18 protein-coding genes are annotated in these 14,367 nt (G+C 71.6%); 6 read left to right on the top strand and 12 right to left on the bottom strand.

The window, feature by feature from the left end:
- Window positions 1-15: 15 nt before the first annotated feature.
- The 4 genes from AB0M08_RS37580 to AB0M08_RS37565 form a co-directional block, all read right to left on the bottom strand.
- Window positions 16-600: a hypothetical protein gene (locus tag AB0M08_RS37580; RefSeq protein WP_364504423.1), complete on the bottom strand. Its 585-nt coding sequence runs from the start codon at window positions 598-600 to the stop codon at window positions 16-18.
- 79 nt (window positions 601-679) lie between these two features.
- Window positions 680-1,774 (bottom strand): HAMP domain-containing sensor histidine kinase, encoded by a 1,095-nt coding sequence (locus AB0M08_RS37575; protein ID WP_364504420.1) that lies wholly within the window; start codon window positions 1,772-1,774, stop codon window positions 680-682.
- On the bottom strand, window positions 1,767-2,441 hold the full coding sequence (locus AB0M08_RS37570) for a response regulator transcription factor (protein WP_364504417.1): 675 nt from the start codon (window positions 2,439-2,441) through the stop codon (window positions 1,767-1,769). The genes AB0M08_RS37575 and AB0M08_RS37570 overlap by 8 nt, the downstream gene beginning before the upstream one ends.
- Before the next feature lie 22 nt (window positions 2,442-2,463).
- Entirely contained in the window at window positions 2,464-3,108 is a 645-nt protein-coding gene (locus AB0M08_RS37565) for a VanZ family protein (RefSeq protein WP_364504414.1), read from the bottom strand.
- Window positions 3,109-3,207: 99 nt separating this feature from the next.
- On the opposite strand from AB0M08_RS37565, the gene AB0M08_RS37560 reads away from it, so the two are divergent.
- A complete protein-coding gene (locus tag AB0M08_RS37560) occupies window positions 3,208-4,212 on the top strand; it encodes an ABC transporter substrate-binding protein (RefSeq protein WP_364504411.1) in 1,005 nt (334 codons plus the stop codon).
- A gap of 10 nt (window positions 4,213-4,222) precedes the next feature.
- On the opposite strand, the gene AB0M08_RS37555 is transcribed toward AB0M08_RS37560, so the two are convergent.
- From AB0M08_RS37555 to AB0M08_RS37535, 5 genes are all read right to left on the bottom strand, one after another.
- The gene (locus tag AB0M08_RS37555) at window positions 4,223-4,804 is read right to left on the bottom strand and encodes a hypothetical protein (protein WP_364504408.1); all 582 of its coding nucleotides are present in this window, start codon (window positions 4,802-4,804) and stop codon (window positions 4,223-4,225) included.
- A gap of 7 nt (window positions 4,805-4,811) precedes the next feature.
- Window positions 4,812-5,744 carry an AAA family ATPase gene (locus tag AB0M08_RS37550; protein ID WP_364504405.1) on the bottom strand — a complete coding sequence of 311 codons (933 nt, stop codon included), beginning with the start codon at window positions 5,742-5,744 and terminating at the stop codon, window positions 4,812-4,814.
- Complete coding sequence (locus AB0M08_RS37545; RefSeq protein WP_364504402.1) at window positions 5,744-5,959, bottom strand: hypothetical protein; 216 nt, start codon at window positions 5,957-5,959, stop codon at window positions 5,744-5,746. Before AB0M08_RS37545 ends, AB0M08_RS37550 begins: the two co-directional genes overlap by 1 nt.
- Before the next feature lie 28 nt (window positions 5,960-5,987).
- The gene (locus AB0M08_RS37540) at window positions 5,988-6,497 is read right to left on the bottom strand and encodes a hypothetical protein (RefSeq protein ID WP_364504399.1); all 510 of its coding nucleotides are present in this window, start codon (window positions 6,495-6,497) and stop codon (window positions 5,988-5,990) included.
- A 71-nt stretch (window positions 6,498-6,568) separates the two neighbouring features.
- Window positions 6,569-7,474: a LysR substrate-binding domain-containing protein gene (locus tag AB0M08_RS37535; RefSeq protein ID WP_364504396.1), complete on the bottom strand. Its 906-nt coding sequence runs from the start codon at window positions 7,472-7,474 to the stop codon at window positions 6,569-6,571.
- A 70-nt stretch (window positions 7,475-7,544) separates the two neighbouring features.
- Here AB0M08_RS37535 and AB0M08_RS37530 point away from each other — a divergent pair, with 70 nt between their 5' ends.
- Window positions 7,545-8,171, top strand: a complete 627-nt coding sequence (locus AB0M08_RS37530) for a LysE family translocator (RefSeq protein ID WP_364504393.1) — start codon at window positions 7,545-7,547, stop codon at window positions 8,169-8,171.
- 441 nt (window positions 8,172-8,612) lie between these two features.
- On the top strand, window positions 8,613-8,921 hold the full coding sequence (locus tag AB0M08_RS37525; protein ID WP_364504390.1) for a metalloregulator ArsR/SmtB family transcription factor: 309 nt from the start codon (window positions 8,613-8,615) through the stop codon (window positions 8,919-8,921).
- 131 nt (window positions 8,922-9,052) lie between these two features.
- Here AB0M08_RS37525 and AB0M08_RS37520 read toward each other — a convergent pair whose 3' ends face one another.
- Entirely contained in the window at window positions 9,053-9,844 is a 792-nt protein-coding gene (locus tag AB0M08_RS37520) for a TIGR03943 family protein (RefSeq protein WP_364504387.1), read from the bottom strand.
- The gene (locus AB0M08_RS37515; RefSeq protein ID WP_364504384.1) at window positions 9,844-10,818 is read right to left on the bottom strand and encodes a permease; all 975 of its coding nucleotides are present in this window, start codon (window positions 10,816-10,818) and stop codon (window positions 9,844-9,846) included. Before AB0M08_RS37515 ends, AB0M08_RS37520 begins: the two co-directional genes overlap by 1 nt.
- A gap of 148 nt (window positions 10,819-10,966) precedes the next feature.
- Here AB0M08_RS37515 and AB0M08_RS37510 point away from each other — a divergent pair, with 148 nt between their 5' ends.
- Genes AB0M08_RS37510 through AB0M08_RS37500 form a run of 3 tightly spaced genes read left to right on the top strand, consistent with a single transcriptional unit; the run spans window position 10,967 to window position 13,373 of the window.
- Window positions 10,967-11,860 carry a zinc ABC transporter substrate-binding protein gene (locus AB0M08_RS37510; protein WP_364504381.1) on the top strand — a complete coding sequence of 298 codons (894 nt, stop codon included), beginning with the start codon at window positions 10,967-10,969 and terminating at the stop codon, window positions 11,858-11,860.
- Window positions 11,861-11,865: 5 nt separating this feature from the next.
- Entirely contained in the window at window positions 11,866-12,543 is a 678-nt protein-coding gene (locus AB0M08_RS37505) for an ATP-binding cassette domain-containing protein (RefSeq protein WP_364504378.1), read from the top strand.
- Window positions 12,540-13,373: a metal ABC transporter permease gene (locus AB0M08_RS37500; RefSeq protein WP_364504375.1), complete on the top strand. Its 834-nt coding sequence runs from the start codon at window positions 12,540-12,542 to the stop codon at window positions 13,371-13,373. Before AB0M08_RS37505 ends, AB0M08_RS37500 begins: the two co-directional genes overlap by 4 nt.
- Before the next feature lie 266 nt (window positions 13,374-13,639).
- On the opposite strand, the gene AB0M08_RS37495 is transcribed toward AB0M08_RS37500, so the two are convergent.
- On the bottom strand, window positions 13,640-14,367 hold a 728-nt coding region (locus AB0M08_RS37495), incomplete at its 5' end, for an MFS transporter (RefSeq protein ID WP_364504372.1).

The raw sequence follows: 14,367 nt of genomic DNA, 5'->3' as shown, positions 1-14,367 counted from the left end.
CGCCCGGGGAAGGCCTCACCGCGCCATGCCGCTGCCCGGGGCGTGGCGCTGCAGGGCCGGCTGCGGCGTGTTCCGCTGCGCGACCACCGGGCGGGGCCGCATGGACTTGGAGTAGAGCGAGGACATGTTGGCGGCGCGGGCGAAGCGGTTCCGGGCGGTACGGCCCTCCCGGTCGACCCTCATCTGCTCCTGCGCGCGGGCGGCGCCGTACGCGAGCCGGTCCTCCAGCCCGGACTTCGCCAGCATCCGCTTGAGCTCCGGGTACTGCTTGATCATCTGGTCGAGCAGCATCGCCCGTTCGATCGCGGGATGCAGCACCGGCCGGCCCTTCCCGCGCTGTCCCGGGCCGGTTGCCGCGACGCGTGGGGGTTCCCAGCGCTGCACCTGGTTCATCCGGTCCTTGACCAGGTTCCGCTCCCGGTAGTACGGGTTCCGGTCCAGCGCCTGGCCCTCGTGGTTGATCTGGTACTCGTTGCCGGTCTGGTTCATCGTGTACCACTGGTCGCGGAGCGCCACCCGGACCGCCATCCGCACCTGCTGCAGGGCGAAGCTCTCCGGGGTGTACTGGTACGAGGGCTGGCGTTTGCGGATCGCTGACATGGTGGCACTCCCGGTAGACGGCGGTACCGGCTCAACGAGCCCGGGCACGTTCCGGTTCAACGGCATCGGCACCGGGACGTCAGCGGGGTAACCGCACCGTCACCAGCAGGCCGCCGTCCGCGCCGGGGGAGAGGTCGAGGACGCCGTCGTGGGCCCGGACCACGCTGGCCACGATCGCCAGGCCGAGGCCGACCCCGGCGTGCTCGTCGGTGCGGACCCGCTCGGTGCCGCGCTGGAACGGCTCGGTGAGCGTCGGGATCAGCTCCGCGTCCAGCGGCGGCCCGGTGTTCCCGACCCGCAGCTCACTGCCCGTGCCCGACGACGAGGTGTGCACGGTGACCGTGCCGCCGGACGGGAGGTTGTGGACGATCGCGTTCTGCACCAGGTTCGCCGTCATCCGGGCGAGCAGTGCGGCGGAGCCGCGTACCGGGGCCGCCTCGCCGGTCACCTCCAGGGTGATGCCGCGCCGTTCGGCGAGGGGGAGCAGGGTCTCGGCGGCCTCCTCGGCGAGCAGCGAGAGGTCGGTCCCGGTACGCGGGAAGGATCCCCGGCGCAGCAGCAGCAGCGCCTCGGTCAGGTCGATCGCCCGGGTGTTCGCGGCGTGCAGGCGCTCGATCAGCTCGTCGCCGGCGCGTGCCGGGTCCCGGCGGGCGACGTCGAGCAGGGTGCGGGAGATCGCGAGGGGCGTCCGCAGCTCGTGCGAGGCGTTCGCGGCGAACCGCTGCTGCTCGGCGACGTGCGACTCGAGCCGTTCCAGCATGGCGTCGAACGCGTCGGAGAGCTCGCGGAACTCGTCCCGGCGCCCGGTCATCCGGATCCGGTGTGCCAGCGAGCCGCTGCCGGCCAGCCGGGTGGCCTCCCGGATGCGGGCCAGCGGGGCGAGCATCCGGCCGGCCAGGATCCAGCCGCCGGCCAGGCCGAACACCAGCAGGAACAGCAGCACCTCGGCGGCCCGCGGCGCGAACGCCCGCAGCAGGTCGGAGCGGACCGGGAAGACGTCCTGCACCGGCATCTCACCGGCCACCCGGCCCGGCACCAGGAGCGCCCGTTCCGGGACGTACCGGAGAAGGAAGACCCAGACGGTCGCGAGCAGCAGGAGACCGGCGACCATCAGGAACGCGGCGTAGCTGAGGGTGAGCCGGACGCGGACGCTCAGCCCCGGCTCCCTAACCATGCCCGGCTCCGGCGTCGATGCGATAGCCGACCCCGGGGACGGTCGCGATCAGCCACGGCTCGCCGAGACGCTTGCGCAGCGCCGAGACGGTGATCCGGACGGCGTTGGTGAGCGGGTCGGCGTTCTCGTCCCAGGCGCGTTCCAGCAGGTCCTCGGCGCTGACCACACCACCCTCGGCGGCCACCAGCACCTCCAGCACGGCGAACTGCTTCCGGGTCAGCGCCACATACCGCCCGTCCCGGAAGACCTCCCGCCGAAACGGATCGACCTTCAGACCCGCCATCTCCCGTACGGGCGGACGCGCGATCCCCCGCCGCCGGTCCAGCGCGCGCAATCGGAGCACCAGCTCCCGCAGCTCGAACGGCTTGGTCAGGTAGTCGTCGGCGCCCAGCCCGAACCCGGAGGCCTTGTCGTCGATCCGGTCCGCGGCGGTCAGCATCAGGATCGGCACGCCGCTGCCCGAGGCGACGATGCGCCGCGCCACCTCGTCACCGGACGGCCCCGGGATGTCCCGGTCCAGCACCGCGAGGTCGTAGGAGTTGACGCTGAGCAGTTCGAGGGCGGTCTCCCCGTCCCCGGCGATGTCCGCGGCGATCGCCTCCAGCCGCAGCCCGTCCCGGACGGCCTCCGCCAGGTGCGGCTCGTCCTCCACGATCAGTACGCGCATCCCCGCAGCCTATTTCCGCGGTTCACCTCCGCCACCAGCGCCGGGACGCGAGCCCGGCCAGTACCGTGCCGGTCGCGTTGACCAGCACGTCGTCGATCGACGACACGCGGTCCAGCTGGAGGACGTACTGGGCGGTCTCGATCAGGGCCGAGCAGCCCACGCCGAGCGCGAGGATCCGCGGCACCGAGGCCAGCGCCGCGAACCGGATCGGGCCGAAGAACCCCAGCGCGGCCAGGACCAGCAGGTTCCCGCCGATCCCGAGCCAGCCCATGCCGACCAGGTCGGCGAGGGGGATCAGGCTGAGCCGCCCCGGCACGATCCCGGCGCCCGGACCCGGCATCATGGTCAGCCACAGCCACGGCGCGGTCCCGTAGACCATGCCCACCTCGGCGATCGACATCCGCCACGCCGCGGCGCCGCCACCCGCCCGCCGCACGCTCGCGAGCCCCCACGCGACCAGCCCGGCCACCGGCAGCCAGACCAGCGTCATCAGCACCACGCCGTTCTCCGTGTCGTAGCACCCGTGCCAGCGCCCGGCCATGCACGCGGGCGCCGCCATCAGGAACATCCCGCGAAACTCGTACAGGAGAAACGATGTGCAGAAGAGGACGGCGCCGAGCAACAGCAGACGGCGGGGCGGGGCGGACACGGTCGTGGGGTGGCTCATACACCCATCGAAGAGGGCGGCCCGTTGCGACGTCGTATCGGATTTTTGATACGCCCGCGATATGCCCCCGGCATCCATCGATGGACGAGTATGTATCGCATGCGGAGTCTTCTCGCGCTCGTCCTGGTCGCGGTCAACGTCCTCACCGCGACGCCCGCGGTGGCCGCCGACACGCCGCCTCTCGTCCGGGTGCGCTCGGCGTCCCGCTCGCTGCCGATGCTCGCCGCCGTCGCGAACGGCTTCTTCACCGCCGAGGGGCTGAACGTCGACTACGCCCAGTTCGTCTCCTCGAAGCCGACGTTCATCCAGGTCGACCAGCAGGAGATCGAGTTCATCGTCTCCTCGATGGACAACGCCATCAACTACCAGCTCAACCCGAACAACCCGGCCGGCCGCATCCTGGACAACGTGATCGTCGGCGCCCACGACCTGGGCCTCGGGCTGGCTCTCACCGCCGCGGCGGGCTATCCCGACGCGGAGAGCCTGCGTGGCAAGCGGGTCGGGGTGGACGTCCCGCACTCCGGGTTCGGGCTGCCCGCCGAGAAGATCCTGCAGGAGGCGGGCCTGACCGCCGACACCGACTACACGCTGGTGTCGGCGGGGAGCACGCCGGCGCGCTACCAGGGCCTGCTCGACGGTTCGTGGGAGGCCGCGATCATCAACGCCGAGGGCGTGGTCCGGGCCCGCGCGGACGGCCTGCCGGTGATCGGCACGGTGGCCGGCCTCTTCGACGCCTACCAGGGCGGCGTCCTGGCCGGCAACCGCGAGTGGCTGGCCACCCACCGGGACGTCGCGGTACGGTTCCTGCGCGCGTACGTCCGAGGGGTGTCCTGGGTCTTCGACCGCCGCCACCGCGACGCCGCGATCGCCCTGCTGGTCGACGCCGAGACCACGCCGGAACTGGCCGCCGCGATCTACGACCTGAACGTGGCCCCGGACGGCCTGGCCCCGTGCGGCGCCCTGAGCCCGACGGGTTTCCGCACGGTCCTGGAACTCCGCGACGAGTTCCACGGCTTCGAGACCCCTCAGGACATCGACCTGCTGGCCTCCCCCGAGGGCGGCCTCTACGACCTGTCCTTCTATGACCAGGCCGTCCGTCGCTGACTGAGCCCGGCTACCTCGCGGGTCGTGCCGTCTCCTCCTCCAGGGTCTCCTGCTCCAGGGTCTCCTGCTCCGCCCGAGTCGCGTCGTCCGGCGAGGTTTCTCCGTCGTCCGCGCCGGCCGGTTCCGGGACCGGCGGAACGTCGGGGCCGGGCTCCGGGCGCTCCGGCCTCCACGACGCCGCGTCGGTGAGCGTGATCCGGGCCGGCCGGCGATCGGCCCTGCTCACCAGGGCGGCCAACGCCGGCGCGACCTCCTCGGTGACCAGCACCGCGATCTCGACCGTCGCGTCCGCCGGCAGTTCGTCGAGCAGGCCCATCGACGGCACGGACAGGTTGTCCTCGGCGTTCATGTCGTAGTCGATCCGGAGAGCGATCTCCATGTCGCCGGTCCGCACGACGAGCGCGGGGGATCCGGCGGTGCGGGTGGCCAGGAGGAGGTTGAAGAGCGGGGTCAGCGACCTCAGCTGGTCACCCACGGGCCCGGTGTGCGGATAGTGGCGAGCGGCCAGGACGTCGGTGGCGAACGTGGACAACTTTTCGATGGTCTGACCGGCGGAGTACCGGGCAGCGGTGATGGAACGCTCTGCCTTCATCGTCGGGTCACCTTCCTTGGAAGTTTTCCAGGTACATGCCGCCCGCCCGGTCCAGCCCGGTCTCGGTAGCCGTGACCATGGCCAGCGCGTCGGCGACATGCTCGATCGTGATGTCCTTGGAGCCGAGGGCCAGCGTCGCGGCCAGCACGAACACGTGCCGGAGGGCGCGACCGGACATGCCCTCCGACGACTGCGTCAGCCGGCGCCACTCGCGGACCTGTTTCTTCGCGGCAGCCTGGACCGGTCCCACGTCGTACGCCACCGAGAGCCCGCCCAGCGCGGACAGCATGATCTTCTCCCGCTCGGCCGCGGCGGGCGGCGGCACCTCGAGCGAGAAGTCGACGCGCTCGCGCACCGCGCGGTCGATCGCCTTCGGGATGTTCGTGGTGAAGACGAAGATCACGTTGGGGCTGTCCCGGACGCTCATGTCGAGGGACTCGAGGAAGGCCGTCACCTGGTACATCGCGTCCAGCGGGTTGGTCTCCAGGCTGATGCCGCCCCGGTTCGAGCCGAGGGTCTCCACCTCGTCGATCAGGACGAACAGCGGGATGCCGGTGGACGCCTGCTCGCTGATCTCCCGGAAGAGCCGCAGGACGAGCTTCTGCCCGCCACCGCGCAACCCGCTGAACAACGCGTGCGTGTTGACGTGCATGAAGCCGGCCGCCCGGCGGGGATCCTCCCGTTGCCAGGCGTACGGCAGCCCCCGGGCGAGGCTGGTCTTGCCGCAGCCGGGCGGGCCGAACAGCAGCACCGCCCGCCGCAGCCCCAGGGCCTGCGGGGGCACACTGCCGAGCCGCTGCAGGGTATCGACGAACCGTAGGAGAGTGTCCTTCAGTGCGCTCGCCGTCACGATGGCTTTCCAGTCCGCGGCGAACGGAGAGCGGTCGTCGGGCCGCCCGGAGAACCGGTGCAGGCTGTAGAGAGCCGGACCCTCTTCCATCAGGACAGGTCCCCCAGCTCGATGTCGGTGCCGTCGCCCGCCAGCCCGTTCAGCAGGCCGTCGGCGATCTTCTCGGTGAGGTGGTCCCGGCCGGCGAGTTCCGGATGATTCCGCCGGAGGTGCTCCTCGATGCCGCGGGTGATGTCGCCGAGATCCTCGGAGGTCCCGGGGTCGTAGGTGTGCCTGTCGCCGCCGACCTGGTAGTTGACCTGCATGTCTGCTCTCCTCCTCACCGGTACCGGCTCACAGGTACCGGTACATCTGGACGGTGCCGCCGCCGGTGTCGATGACCTTGCCGACGTCCTGGCGCTGAAGGTGGTCGATGCTGCCGAGGGCGGTGGGGCCCCACCCGCTGACGGCGGGCGCGCCGTCCTTGAGAGTCACCACGACGCGGTACTCACACCCGGCCATCTGCGGGGTGCCCGCCAGCGCCTGACGAACCCGGTCGATGTCCGTCGAGTAGCGATCCTCGGTGGGGCTGTCGACGTAGCTGAGCCCGAGGTCGATCCGGCTGCGGACGACCTGACTGCCCCGGTCGAGGATCTCCAGGTGCGCGGTCTCCAGATAATGCATGGTGATCCAGGTGCGCAGACCGTTCTCGATCGTCTGCTGGATCTGCACGTACGCGGTGGGATCGAGCCCGGCGCTCTGAATCGACTCGAGGAAGAGCCGGTTGATCTCGTTGGCGATGTAAACGTAGCTTCTGGCCGCCACGTGCACCGAGGTGCGTACCTGCGTACCCGAAATGGCCATCGGTCGTCTCGCTCTCCTACGACTGTGTGTCCCTGACGCCCTGTCCTGACGGACGGCGGGAGAGCCCGGTCTCAGCCGGCCCGTTTACCCAGCGCCTCGGTGAGGCAGCGCAGCAGGTGCTGGACGGCGGGGGAGCGCCCACCGGTCCGCGTGGTCGCGTGGATCTGCCGGGTCAGCCCCTCGGGACGGCCGATCGGCAGGTAGCCGAGCCCGCGCCGGGCGGTCGCGGCCAGCGTGGGCACGAGCGACACCCCGAAACCGGCCGCGACCATCGCCAGCACCATCTCGTAGCTGTGCACCCGCACGCTGATCCGCGGTTCGAATCCGGCGGCCCGGCAGGCCATCTCGGTCGCCGCCTGAAAGCCGGTGCTGGTCAGCGCGGCCACCCACTGGGCCTGGGCAAAATCGGCCAGCGACACCGGTTCACGTTCCACTGTCAACAGCTTCTGCGGTACGGCGAGAAGCATCGGTTCCCGATACAGCGGCCGCTGGGTCAGTCCTCGGAGGTCGGGGCGGGACAGCGGCGCGTAGTCATGGGTGACGGCCAGGTCGAGCTCGCCGGACCGGACCCGGGGGAGTGCCTCGTCGGATTCCAGCTCGGCGAAGTGCAGCTCGACGCCGGGGTACCGGCGCCGGAACGCGGTCAGCGCCGGGATCGCGAAGCTCGTGGCGGCGGTGGCGAACGCGGCGACCCGCACACTGCCCCCGTGCAGCCCGGCCACCTGGCGAACCGCGCGTTCCGCCTCGGCGAGCGAGGCCAGCACCGGATCGGCGTGCTCGACGAGGACCCGCCCGGCCTCGGTGAGCCGGACACTGCGCGCCGAGCGTTCCAGCAGCGCCGTGCCGAGCTCGCGTTCGAGCGTGGCGAGTTGCTGGGAGGCCGCCGCGGCCGTGCACCCGGCACGGGCCGCGGCGCCGGCGATGGTCCCGGTGGCCGCCACGTCCCGCAGCAGCGCCAGGCGGCGGGGATCGAGCATAGGCAGACCCTATGCTGAGCGATGCGAGCATGCATTGATCGGCATGCTCCCGCCGTGACAGGTTGACCGGGTGCCCCTCGATCCACACCTGCTCGCCGCCTTCACCGTCACCACGATCATCGCGACCGTCGCGCCCGGACCGGACATGCTGTTCGTGCTGAGCGCGGGGATGCGCGGCGGCCCCCGCGCGGGTCTGCTCGCCACCTGCGGCATCGCCACCAGCGAGACGATCCACGTGCTGATCGCCGCAGCCGGCCTGAGCGCCCTGTTCACCGCGGTACCGGCCGCGTTCACGGCGTTGCGCGTCGCCGGCGCGGTCTACCTCGCCTACCTGGGCATCCAGATGATCCGCCGGCGCGGCACCCTCATCGTGACCGCCGACGACGCGACGATCTCCGGCCGTCGTGCGTACGTCAGCGGTGTCCTGACCAATCTCGCCAACCCGAAGATGATCGCCTTCTCGGTGGCCTTCCTCCCCCAGTTCGTCGACCCGGCCCTCGGCACGCTGTGGCTCCAGTTCACGGCCCTGGGCGCCATCCTGATCACGCTGGAGTTCCTGATCGACGGCTCCGTGGGTGTGTTCGCCGCCCACCTCGGCACCCGGCTCCGCCGGCGTCTCACCCTGCGCCGCCACATCGACACGGCCACCGGCGGCATCCTGATCGCCCTGGGCCTGCGCCTCGCCGCCCACCGTTAGCAGCCCCGCGTCCCGGTCCCCTTCCCGGCTGGCGCTCAGCGGTGATTCCGCTGATCACATCTGGACCACCCGGGCGGGACACCGGATCCCGTGACAGGGCGCCCGCCCGAACGCCCGCCCGCCCGCCCGAACGCTCGCCGCCCGCCCGCCCGCCCGAACGCTCGCCGCCCGCGGATCGTCGGCTCCGCCCGCCGGGGTTCGTTCGCGGACCGTCCGGGCGGCACCCCGCGGGCGGTGAGCTGGCGATCCGGGGTGCCTCGGCGCGTCCGCCTGAGCGCGCGACTACTTCCTTCGAACTAGCCTCCTAGGATGCTCTACGGGCGGTGACCGGGAGCGAAACGCATGGTCGTCTAGCGATTAGACGATGTAAGACGAAAACGAATACCGTTTCGCATCGCGAGGGGCCTGGGGCACGCGAGAGCACAAGCGGGGAGGCATGCCGTGACGGATGTGGCGCGGGCGGTGCGGGCGTTGCAGGGGATGGCCTACGAGCATCGGCTACACATCCTCATGCTGTTGCGAGCATCCGAGTCGACGCCGGGCACGCTGTCCGAGAACGCCTCGGTCCACCCCACCGCGATCGCGCATCACCTGCGCCATCTCCTGGACGCCGGGTTGGTTCGCCGTCGGCGCGAGGGCCGCCACGTCTACTACCGCCTGGCCGACGAGGCGACCGTGCTCCTGCTCGACGACGTCGTCCGCTTCGCCCAGGCCGGCCGGCAACGCGACCGGCCCGTGCCGGCCTCCTGACCCGCCGAGTGCACCTACCGAGTGCACCTACCGAGTGCACCTGCAGGGTGCGCCCGCCGAGTGCGCCTGCCGAGAGCTCCCGTCGAGAGCGCCCGCCACGGGCGGCCGGCGAACGCCTGAGAAGAGTGACGTCACTCGTACGGATTGGTCGGCTGGTCGGTCGCGCGGATCTCGGCGACCTGGATGCGGGCGACGGTCCCGTTCAGATCGTCCGGGTCGCTGGCCAGCCACGTGCCGGTCACGGTGACCCACTGGCCGCGGGCGAACCGGGTCGGCGAGCCGAGCACCTCGACCTTGGCGGCCTGGGCGTCGGCGGCGCAGCACGTCACGTGCATCCTGGTCAGGTACCACGTGTCGGTCGCGGTGGTGTCGGCGAACCCGGTGAGCGTGATCCGGTGCCCGCTCAGCGTCCGGCCCTCGTCCCACACCGCGCGGATCGCGTAATCGCGAACGGTCAGCGTGGTGGCGGTCGGCAGCGTGGCGTAGGTGGCCCCCGCGGCGGGTTCCGGTGCGGACGCCCCGGCGCGACCGGCCGCATAGGACCCGAGCGCCGGCGGTGGCAGCACGAGGAGCAGGAACAGGGGTACGCAGAGCAGCCAGCCGCTGCCGTGGCCGTACCACTCGTCGTGGCCGTGGCCGTGGTCATGCGCGGCGGGGGTGGCGGGGGTGGTGACCGCGCCGGGGCCGTGGGTGCGGGTGCGGGCCCAGGCGCGCCGGGCCGCGGCCGCCCGCCGGGCCTCGTCCTGGGCACGGAAGTCCCTGACCAGCCCGATCGCGCCCAGGACCAGGAAGAAGACCCCGGCGACGGCGAGATACGGGCCGAGGCCGGGGCGTACGTAGTTGAGGTACTCGCCGGTCGCGGAGATCCGGATCAGGACGGCGCCGAGCATGACGAGGACGAGGGCTTGTGCGGTCCGTGCCATCAGGACACCAGGGAGCCCGCGAGCAGGCTGGTCAGGATCGCGATCACGAACGCCAGGGGCGCCGTACGCAGAACGAAGGAGCGACCGAACGTCCCGGCCTGCATGGCGATGAGTTTGAGGTCGACGGCGGGGCCGACGACCATGAAGGCCAGCTGGGCACTGGGCGGGAACGTCGAGAGGCTGGCGGCGACGAACGCGTCGGCCTCGGAGCAGATGCAGAGGACGACCGCGAGCAGGCCCATGAGCAGTGCGGAGAGTACGGGTACCGCGGCGGCGGACTGGACCCACGACGCCGGGATGGCCACGTTGAGCGTGGCGGAGAGCGCGGCACCGAGGATCAGGAAGCCCCCGCCCTGGAAGAGGTCGTGCTGGGCGGTCAGCCGGAACCTCTCCCACCGGGAGCCCTCGGCGGAGGCCCGGGCGGCGACGGACGGCCAGGCGGTGTCGGTCCAGCGTGTCCAGCACCAGCCGACGATCAGGGCGGTCACCGCGGAGGCGGCCACCCGGGCGAGGACCATGCCGGGGCGGCCGGGGAACGCGACGGCGGTGGAGACGATCACGGCCGGGTTGATCGCGGGTGCGGAGAGCAGGAACGCCACCGCGGCGGCCGGGGTGACCCCCTGCCGGATCAGGCGGTCGGCCACCGGGACCGAGGCGCACTCGCAGCCGGGCAGCAGGGCGCCGGCGGCGACGCCGACCGGTACGGCGGCGACCGGGTGGCGGGGGAGGGCCTTCTGCCAGACCGAGGCGGGTATGAAGGCGGTCACCGCCGCGGAGAGGGCGACGCCGAGGGCCAGGAACGGCAGGGCCTGCACGATGATCGAGACGAAGACCGTGGTCCAGGTGGCGAGCGCGCCGTCGCCGCCGGACCCGGCCAGCAGCTGCGGTCCGAGGAGTCCGGCGACGATGCCGGTCGCGCAGAGGGCGATGGCCGCGGTCAGCCCGGCGGGACGGGTTTCGGTTGCTTCGGGCACGGCGGCCGACCGTAGCGGCCGTGACTGTGCCGGGCCTATGGCGTACCTGGGAATATGAAAATCACTTCCAAGAGGGTTGCCAACGAACGCGGCCGCGCCCTAGGGTCTTGCCAACATGAAAACCGTTGTCATTTCACTTGAAGGTAAGATGCGGACTCTCGGGCTCGGACTGGCGTTGGTGACGATGGTGGCGGGATGCTCGACCGCGACCGACACGGATCAGGGGAGTAGCACCACGCTCTCCGTGGTGGCCTCGACCGATGTGTACGGTGACATCGCCCGGCAGATCGCCGGGGATGAAGCGGACATCACCTCGATCATCAGCGACCCGTCGGCGGACCCGCACTCGTACGAGGCGAACAGCCGGACCCAGCTGGCGCTCGCCAAGGCCGACGTGGTGATCGAGAACGGCGGCGGCTACGACGACTTCGTCGACACCATGCTCAAGGCCGCCGGCAACGCCGACGTGACGGTCCTCAACGCGGTGGAGATCTCCGGCCGGACGGCGCCCGCCGGGGGCGAGCTCAACGAGCACGTCTGGTACGACTTCCCGAGCATCGAGAAGCTGACCGCCCAGCTGGTGAGCACCCTGTCCGCGAAGGATCCGGCGAACGCGGCCACGTTCAGCGCCAACGGCACCGCGTTCACCACGAAGCTGCGGCAGCTGGAGTCGACCGAGGCGTCGATCAAGAGCGCGCACGACGGCACCGCGGTGGCGATCACCGAGCCGGTGCCGCTCTACCTCCTGGAGGCGTCCGGGCTGGTGGACAAGGTGCCCTCGGCATTCAGCGAGGCGATCGAGGAGGGCACCGACGTGCCCGCGAAGGTGCTCGCCGAGACCCTGGAGCTGTTCTCCGGCAAAGAGGTGGCGCTGCTCGCGTACAACGCGCAGACCTCCGGCCCGGAGACCGAGACGGTTCTCGCCGCCGCGAAGGCCGCGGGGGTCGCCGTCGTCCCGGTGACCGAGACGCTGCCGGAGGGCGAGGACTACCTCACCTGGATGGCCGGGAACCTGTCGGCGATCCAGACGGCGCTCGGCTGATCGTCGTGCCGGCCCTCGCCATCCGGGACGCGTCCCTCAGCTTCGGCGACCGTACCCTCTGGTCGCACCTCACCCTCGACGTCGAGCCGGGCGAGTTCATCGCGGTCCTCGGCGCGAACGGCTCCGGCAAGACCAGCCTGCTGCGGGTCATTCTCGGTCAGCAGCGGCTCTCCTCGGGAACGGTCGCGATCACCGGGGGTATCGGGTACGTCCCGCAGCAGCGACGGATCGACACGCTCACCCCGCTGCGCGCCAGGGACCTGGTCGGCCTGGGCCTGACCGGTCACCGCTGGGGGATCAACCTCCCCGGCGGTGGCCGCCGCCGTCGCGTCGACGCCATGCTGGAGAAGGTCGGCGCGACCGATTTCGCCGATCGCCCGGTGGGTCTGCTCTCCGGCGGCGAGCAGCAGCGGGTGCGGATCGCCCAGGCACTCATCGCCGGGCCCGACCTGCTGATCTGCGACGAGCCACTGCTCTCCCTCGACCAGCGCAGCCAGCACGCGACGACGGCCCTGGTCGATCAGCGGCGTCGCGCCGAGGGCACCGCGGTCCTCTTCGTCACGCATGAGATCAACCCCGTTCTCCCGTACGTCGATCGCGCCCTCTACCTGTCCGAAGGCCGTTTTCGGACAGGCTCGATGGAGGAGGCGCTCGCCTCACGAACGGTGGACGGTGCCGCGTGAACCAGATCTTCGACTTCACGGACTACGGCGAACTGCTCGGCCTGGTCCACAACTCGATCATCGCGGGCCTGGTGCTCGGCGTCGTCGGCGGCGTGGTCAGCATGTTCGTGATGATGCGGGACCTGCCGTTCGCGGTGCACGGCATCAGCGAGCTCTCCTTCGCGGGTGCGTCCGGCGCCCTGCTGCTCGGCGTGAACGTGGTCGCCGGTTCGCTGCTGGGTTCGCTGCTGGCCGCGGTGCTGATCGGGGCCCTGGGCGCCCGGGCCCGCGACCGCAACTCGATCATCGGCGTACTGATGCCGTTCGGGCTGGGCCTGGGCGTGCTGTTCCTGGCGCTCTACAAGGGCCGCTCGGCGAACAAGTTCGGCCTGCTCACCGGCCAGATCGTCGCGGTCGACACGCCGCAGCTGTCCTGGCTGCTCGCCACCTCCGCGGTGGTCCTGATCGGTCTGCTGATCATTTGGCGCCCGCTCACGTTCGCCAGCGCCGACCCGGAGACGGCGGCCGCGCGCGGTGTCCCGGTCGCCGCCCTGTCCAGCGTCTTCATGGTCCTGCTCGGCCTGGCGGTGGCGATGTCGATCCAGATCGTCGGCGCCCTGCTGGTGCTCAGCATCATCTGCACCCCGGCGGCCGCCGCGATGCGGGTCACCGCCACACCGCACCTGGTCGTCCTGCTCAGCGTGCTCTTCGGGGTGGTCTCGGTGGTCGGCGGCATCCTGCTGGCCCTGGGCAGCAGCGTCCCGATCAGCCCGTACGTGACCACGATCGCCTTCGCCATCTACCTGATCTGCCGCCTCCTCGGCTCCCGGCGCACGGCCGGGGTGGGCTGACACCCGCCGCACGGCCCCGGTGACAGCGGCCGGGTCGTCAGTCGCGGGCCAGCGGCACGTTGAACACCACCGGCGGGTGCCCCGTCCATCAAGGCGCGCCACGGGTGTCACCCCGCTGGCGCGGTGCCGGTGGTGCCGGGCTCGGCTGCGGCACTCACCCTGGCGTTACCGCGAAGACTCACCCCGGCACTACTGCCCCGGCGGCCGCCAGCCGGTTGACCTGTCGCCAGGACGAACCATCTGCCCCGGGGCGCGGCGCTCGGCGGTCACGCCGGGAGTGGGGCCGGGGCGGTGTGCTCGGTGTGGGTTCGGCGGGGGACGAGGAAGGGGGTGGCCAGGATCAGCAGGCCCGCGGCGGCGACGGCGGTGCGGGGGCTGGTGAGTGTGGCGAGCAGTCCCCAGAGGGCGGTCAGCGCGGCGATCGTCGTGTTGCTGGTGACGGACCAGGCGGAGAGGACGCGGGCGGTGCGGTCGGCAGGGATCCGGGACAGGCGGTGGGCGGCGAAGACCGGGTTGAAGACGCCCATGCACGTGACCAGGCCGAGTTGGACGGTGAGCACGACGGCGAGGCCGGGGATGCCGGGGGTGACGAACGCCAGGCCCAGCGGCCAGCAGGCGCGCAGCACGCCGAAGGTGAACAGGATGCTCTGGTCGCCGAAACGGGTGGCCAGCGGACGGGCCAGGCGGGAACCGAGCAGACCGCCGAGGCACGGGAGGCCGAAGGCGAGGCCGTACTGCCAGGGCGGGAAACCGAGGCGGTCCAGCATGAGGACGGCCATCAGCGGGGAGGCGGCCATGATCAGGCCGTTGACCAGGACCGTGTTGAAGAACCACGGGCGCAGCGCCGGATGCCCCAGGATGGTGCGCCAGCCGTCGAGCAGGTCACGCGGGCGCAGGCGAGAGCGCTCCGGCCCGCCCGTGCCCGGCCCGCCCGTGCCCGGCCCGCCCGTGCCCGGCCCGCCCGTGCCCGGCCCGCCCGTGCCCGGCCCGCCCG

The sequence above is a fragment of the Actinoplanes sp. NPDC051851 genome, assembly GCF_040681165.1.
Classification (GTDB): Bacteria; Actinomycetota; Actinomycetes; order Mycobacteriales; family Micromonosporaceae; genus Actinoplanes.
Note: the sequence above shows the minus strand (reverse complement) of the source record. Positions and strands in the feature narration are given on the sequence as shown.

Excerpts from the sequence above, each read along its gene's own strand:
- AB0M08_RS37550 (WP_364504405.1), bottom strand. The coding sequence starts at position 5,744 with ATGGAAGAGGGTCCGGCTCTCTACAGCCTGCACCGGTTCTCCGGGCGG.
- AB0M08_RS37580 (WP_364504423.1), bottom strand. The coding sequence starts at position 600 with ATGTCAGCGATCCGCAAACGCCAGCCCTCGTACCAGTACACCCCGGAG.
- AB0M08_RS37510 (WP_364504381.1), top strand. The coding sequence starts at position 10,967 with ATGCGGACTCTCGGGCTCGGACTGGCGTTGGTGACGATGGTGGCGGGA.
- AB0M08_RS37540 (WP_364504399.1), bottom strand. The coding sequence starts at position 6,497 with ATGGCCATTTCGGGTACGCAGGTACGCACCTCGGTGCACGTGGCGGCC.
- AB0M08_RS37565 (WP_364504414.1), bottom strand. The coding sequence starts at position 3,108 with ATGAGCCACCCCACGACCGTGTCCGCCCCGCCCCGCCGTCTGCTGTTG.
- AB0M08_RS37545 (WP_364504402.1), bottom strand. The coding sequence starts at position 5,959 with ATGCAGGTCAACTACCAGGTCGGCGGCGACAGGCACACCTACGACCCC.
- AB0M08_RS37555 (WP_364504408.1), bottom strand. The coding sequence starts at position 4,804 with ATGAAGGCAGAGCGTTCCATCACCGCTGCCCGGTACTCCGCCGGTCAG.
- AB0M08_RS37520 (WP_364504387.1), bottom strand. The coding sequence starts at position 9,844 with ATGGCACGGACCGCACAAGCCCTCGTCCTCGTCATGCTCGGCGCCGTC.
- AB0M08_RS37575 (WP_364504420.1), bottom strand. The coding sequence starts at position 1,774 with ATGGTTAGGGAGCCGGGGCTGAGCGTCCGCGTCCGGCTCACCCTCAGC.
- AB0M08_RS37570 (WP_364504417.1), bottom strand. The coding sequence starts at position 2,441 with ATGCGCGTACTGATCGTGGAGGACGAGCCGCACCTGGCGGAGGCCGTC.
- AB0M08_RS37535 (WP_364504396.1), bottom strand. The coding sequence starts at position 7,474 with ATGCTCGATCCCCGCCGCCTGGCGCTGCTGCGGGACGTGGCGGCCACC.
- AB0M08_RS37560 (WP_364504411.1), top strand. The coding sequence starts at position 3,208 with ATGCGGAGTCTTCTCGCGCTCGTCCTGGTCGCGGTCAACGTCCTCACC.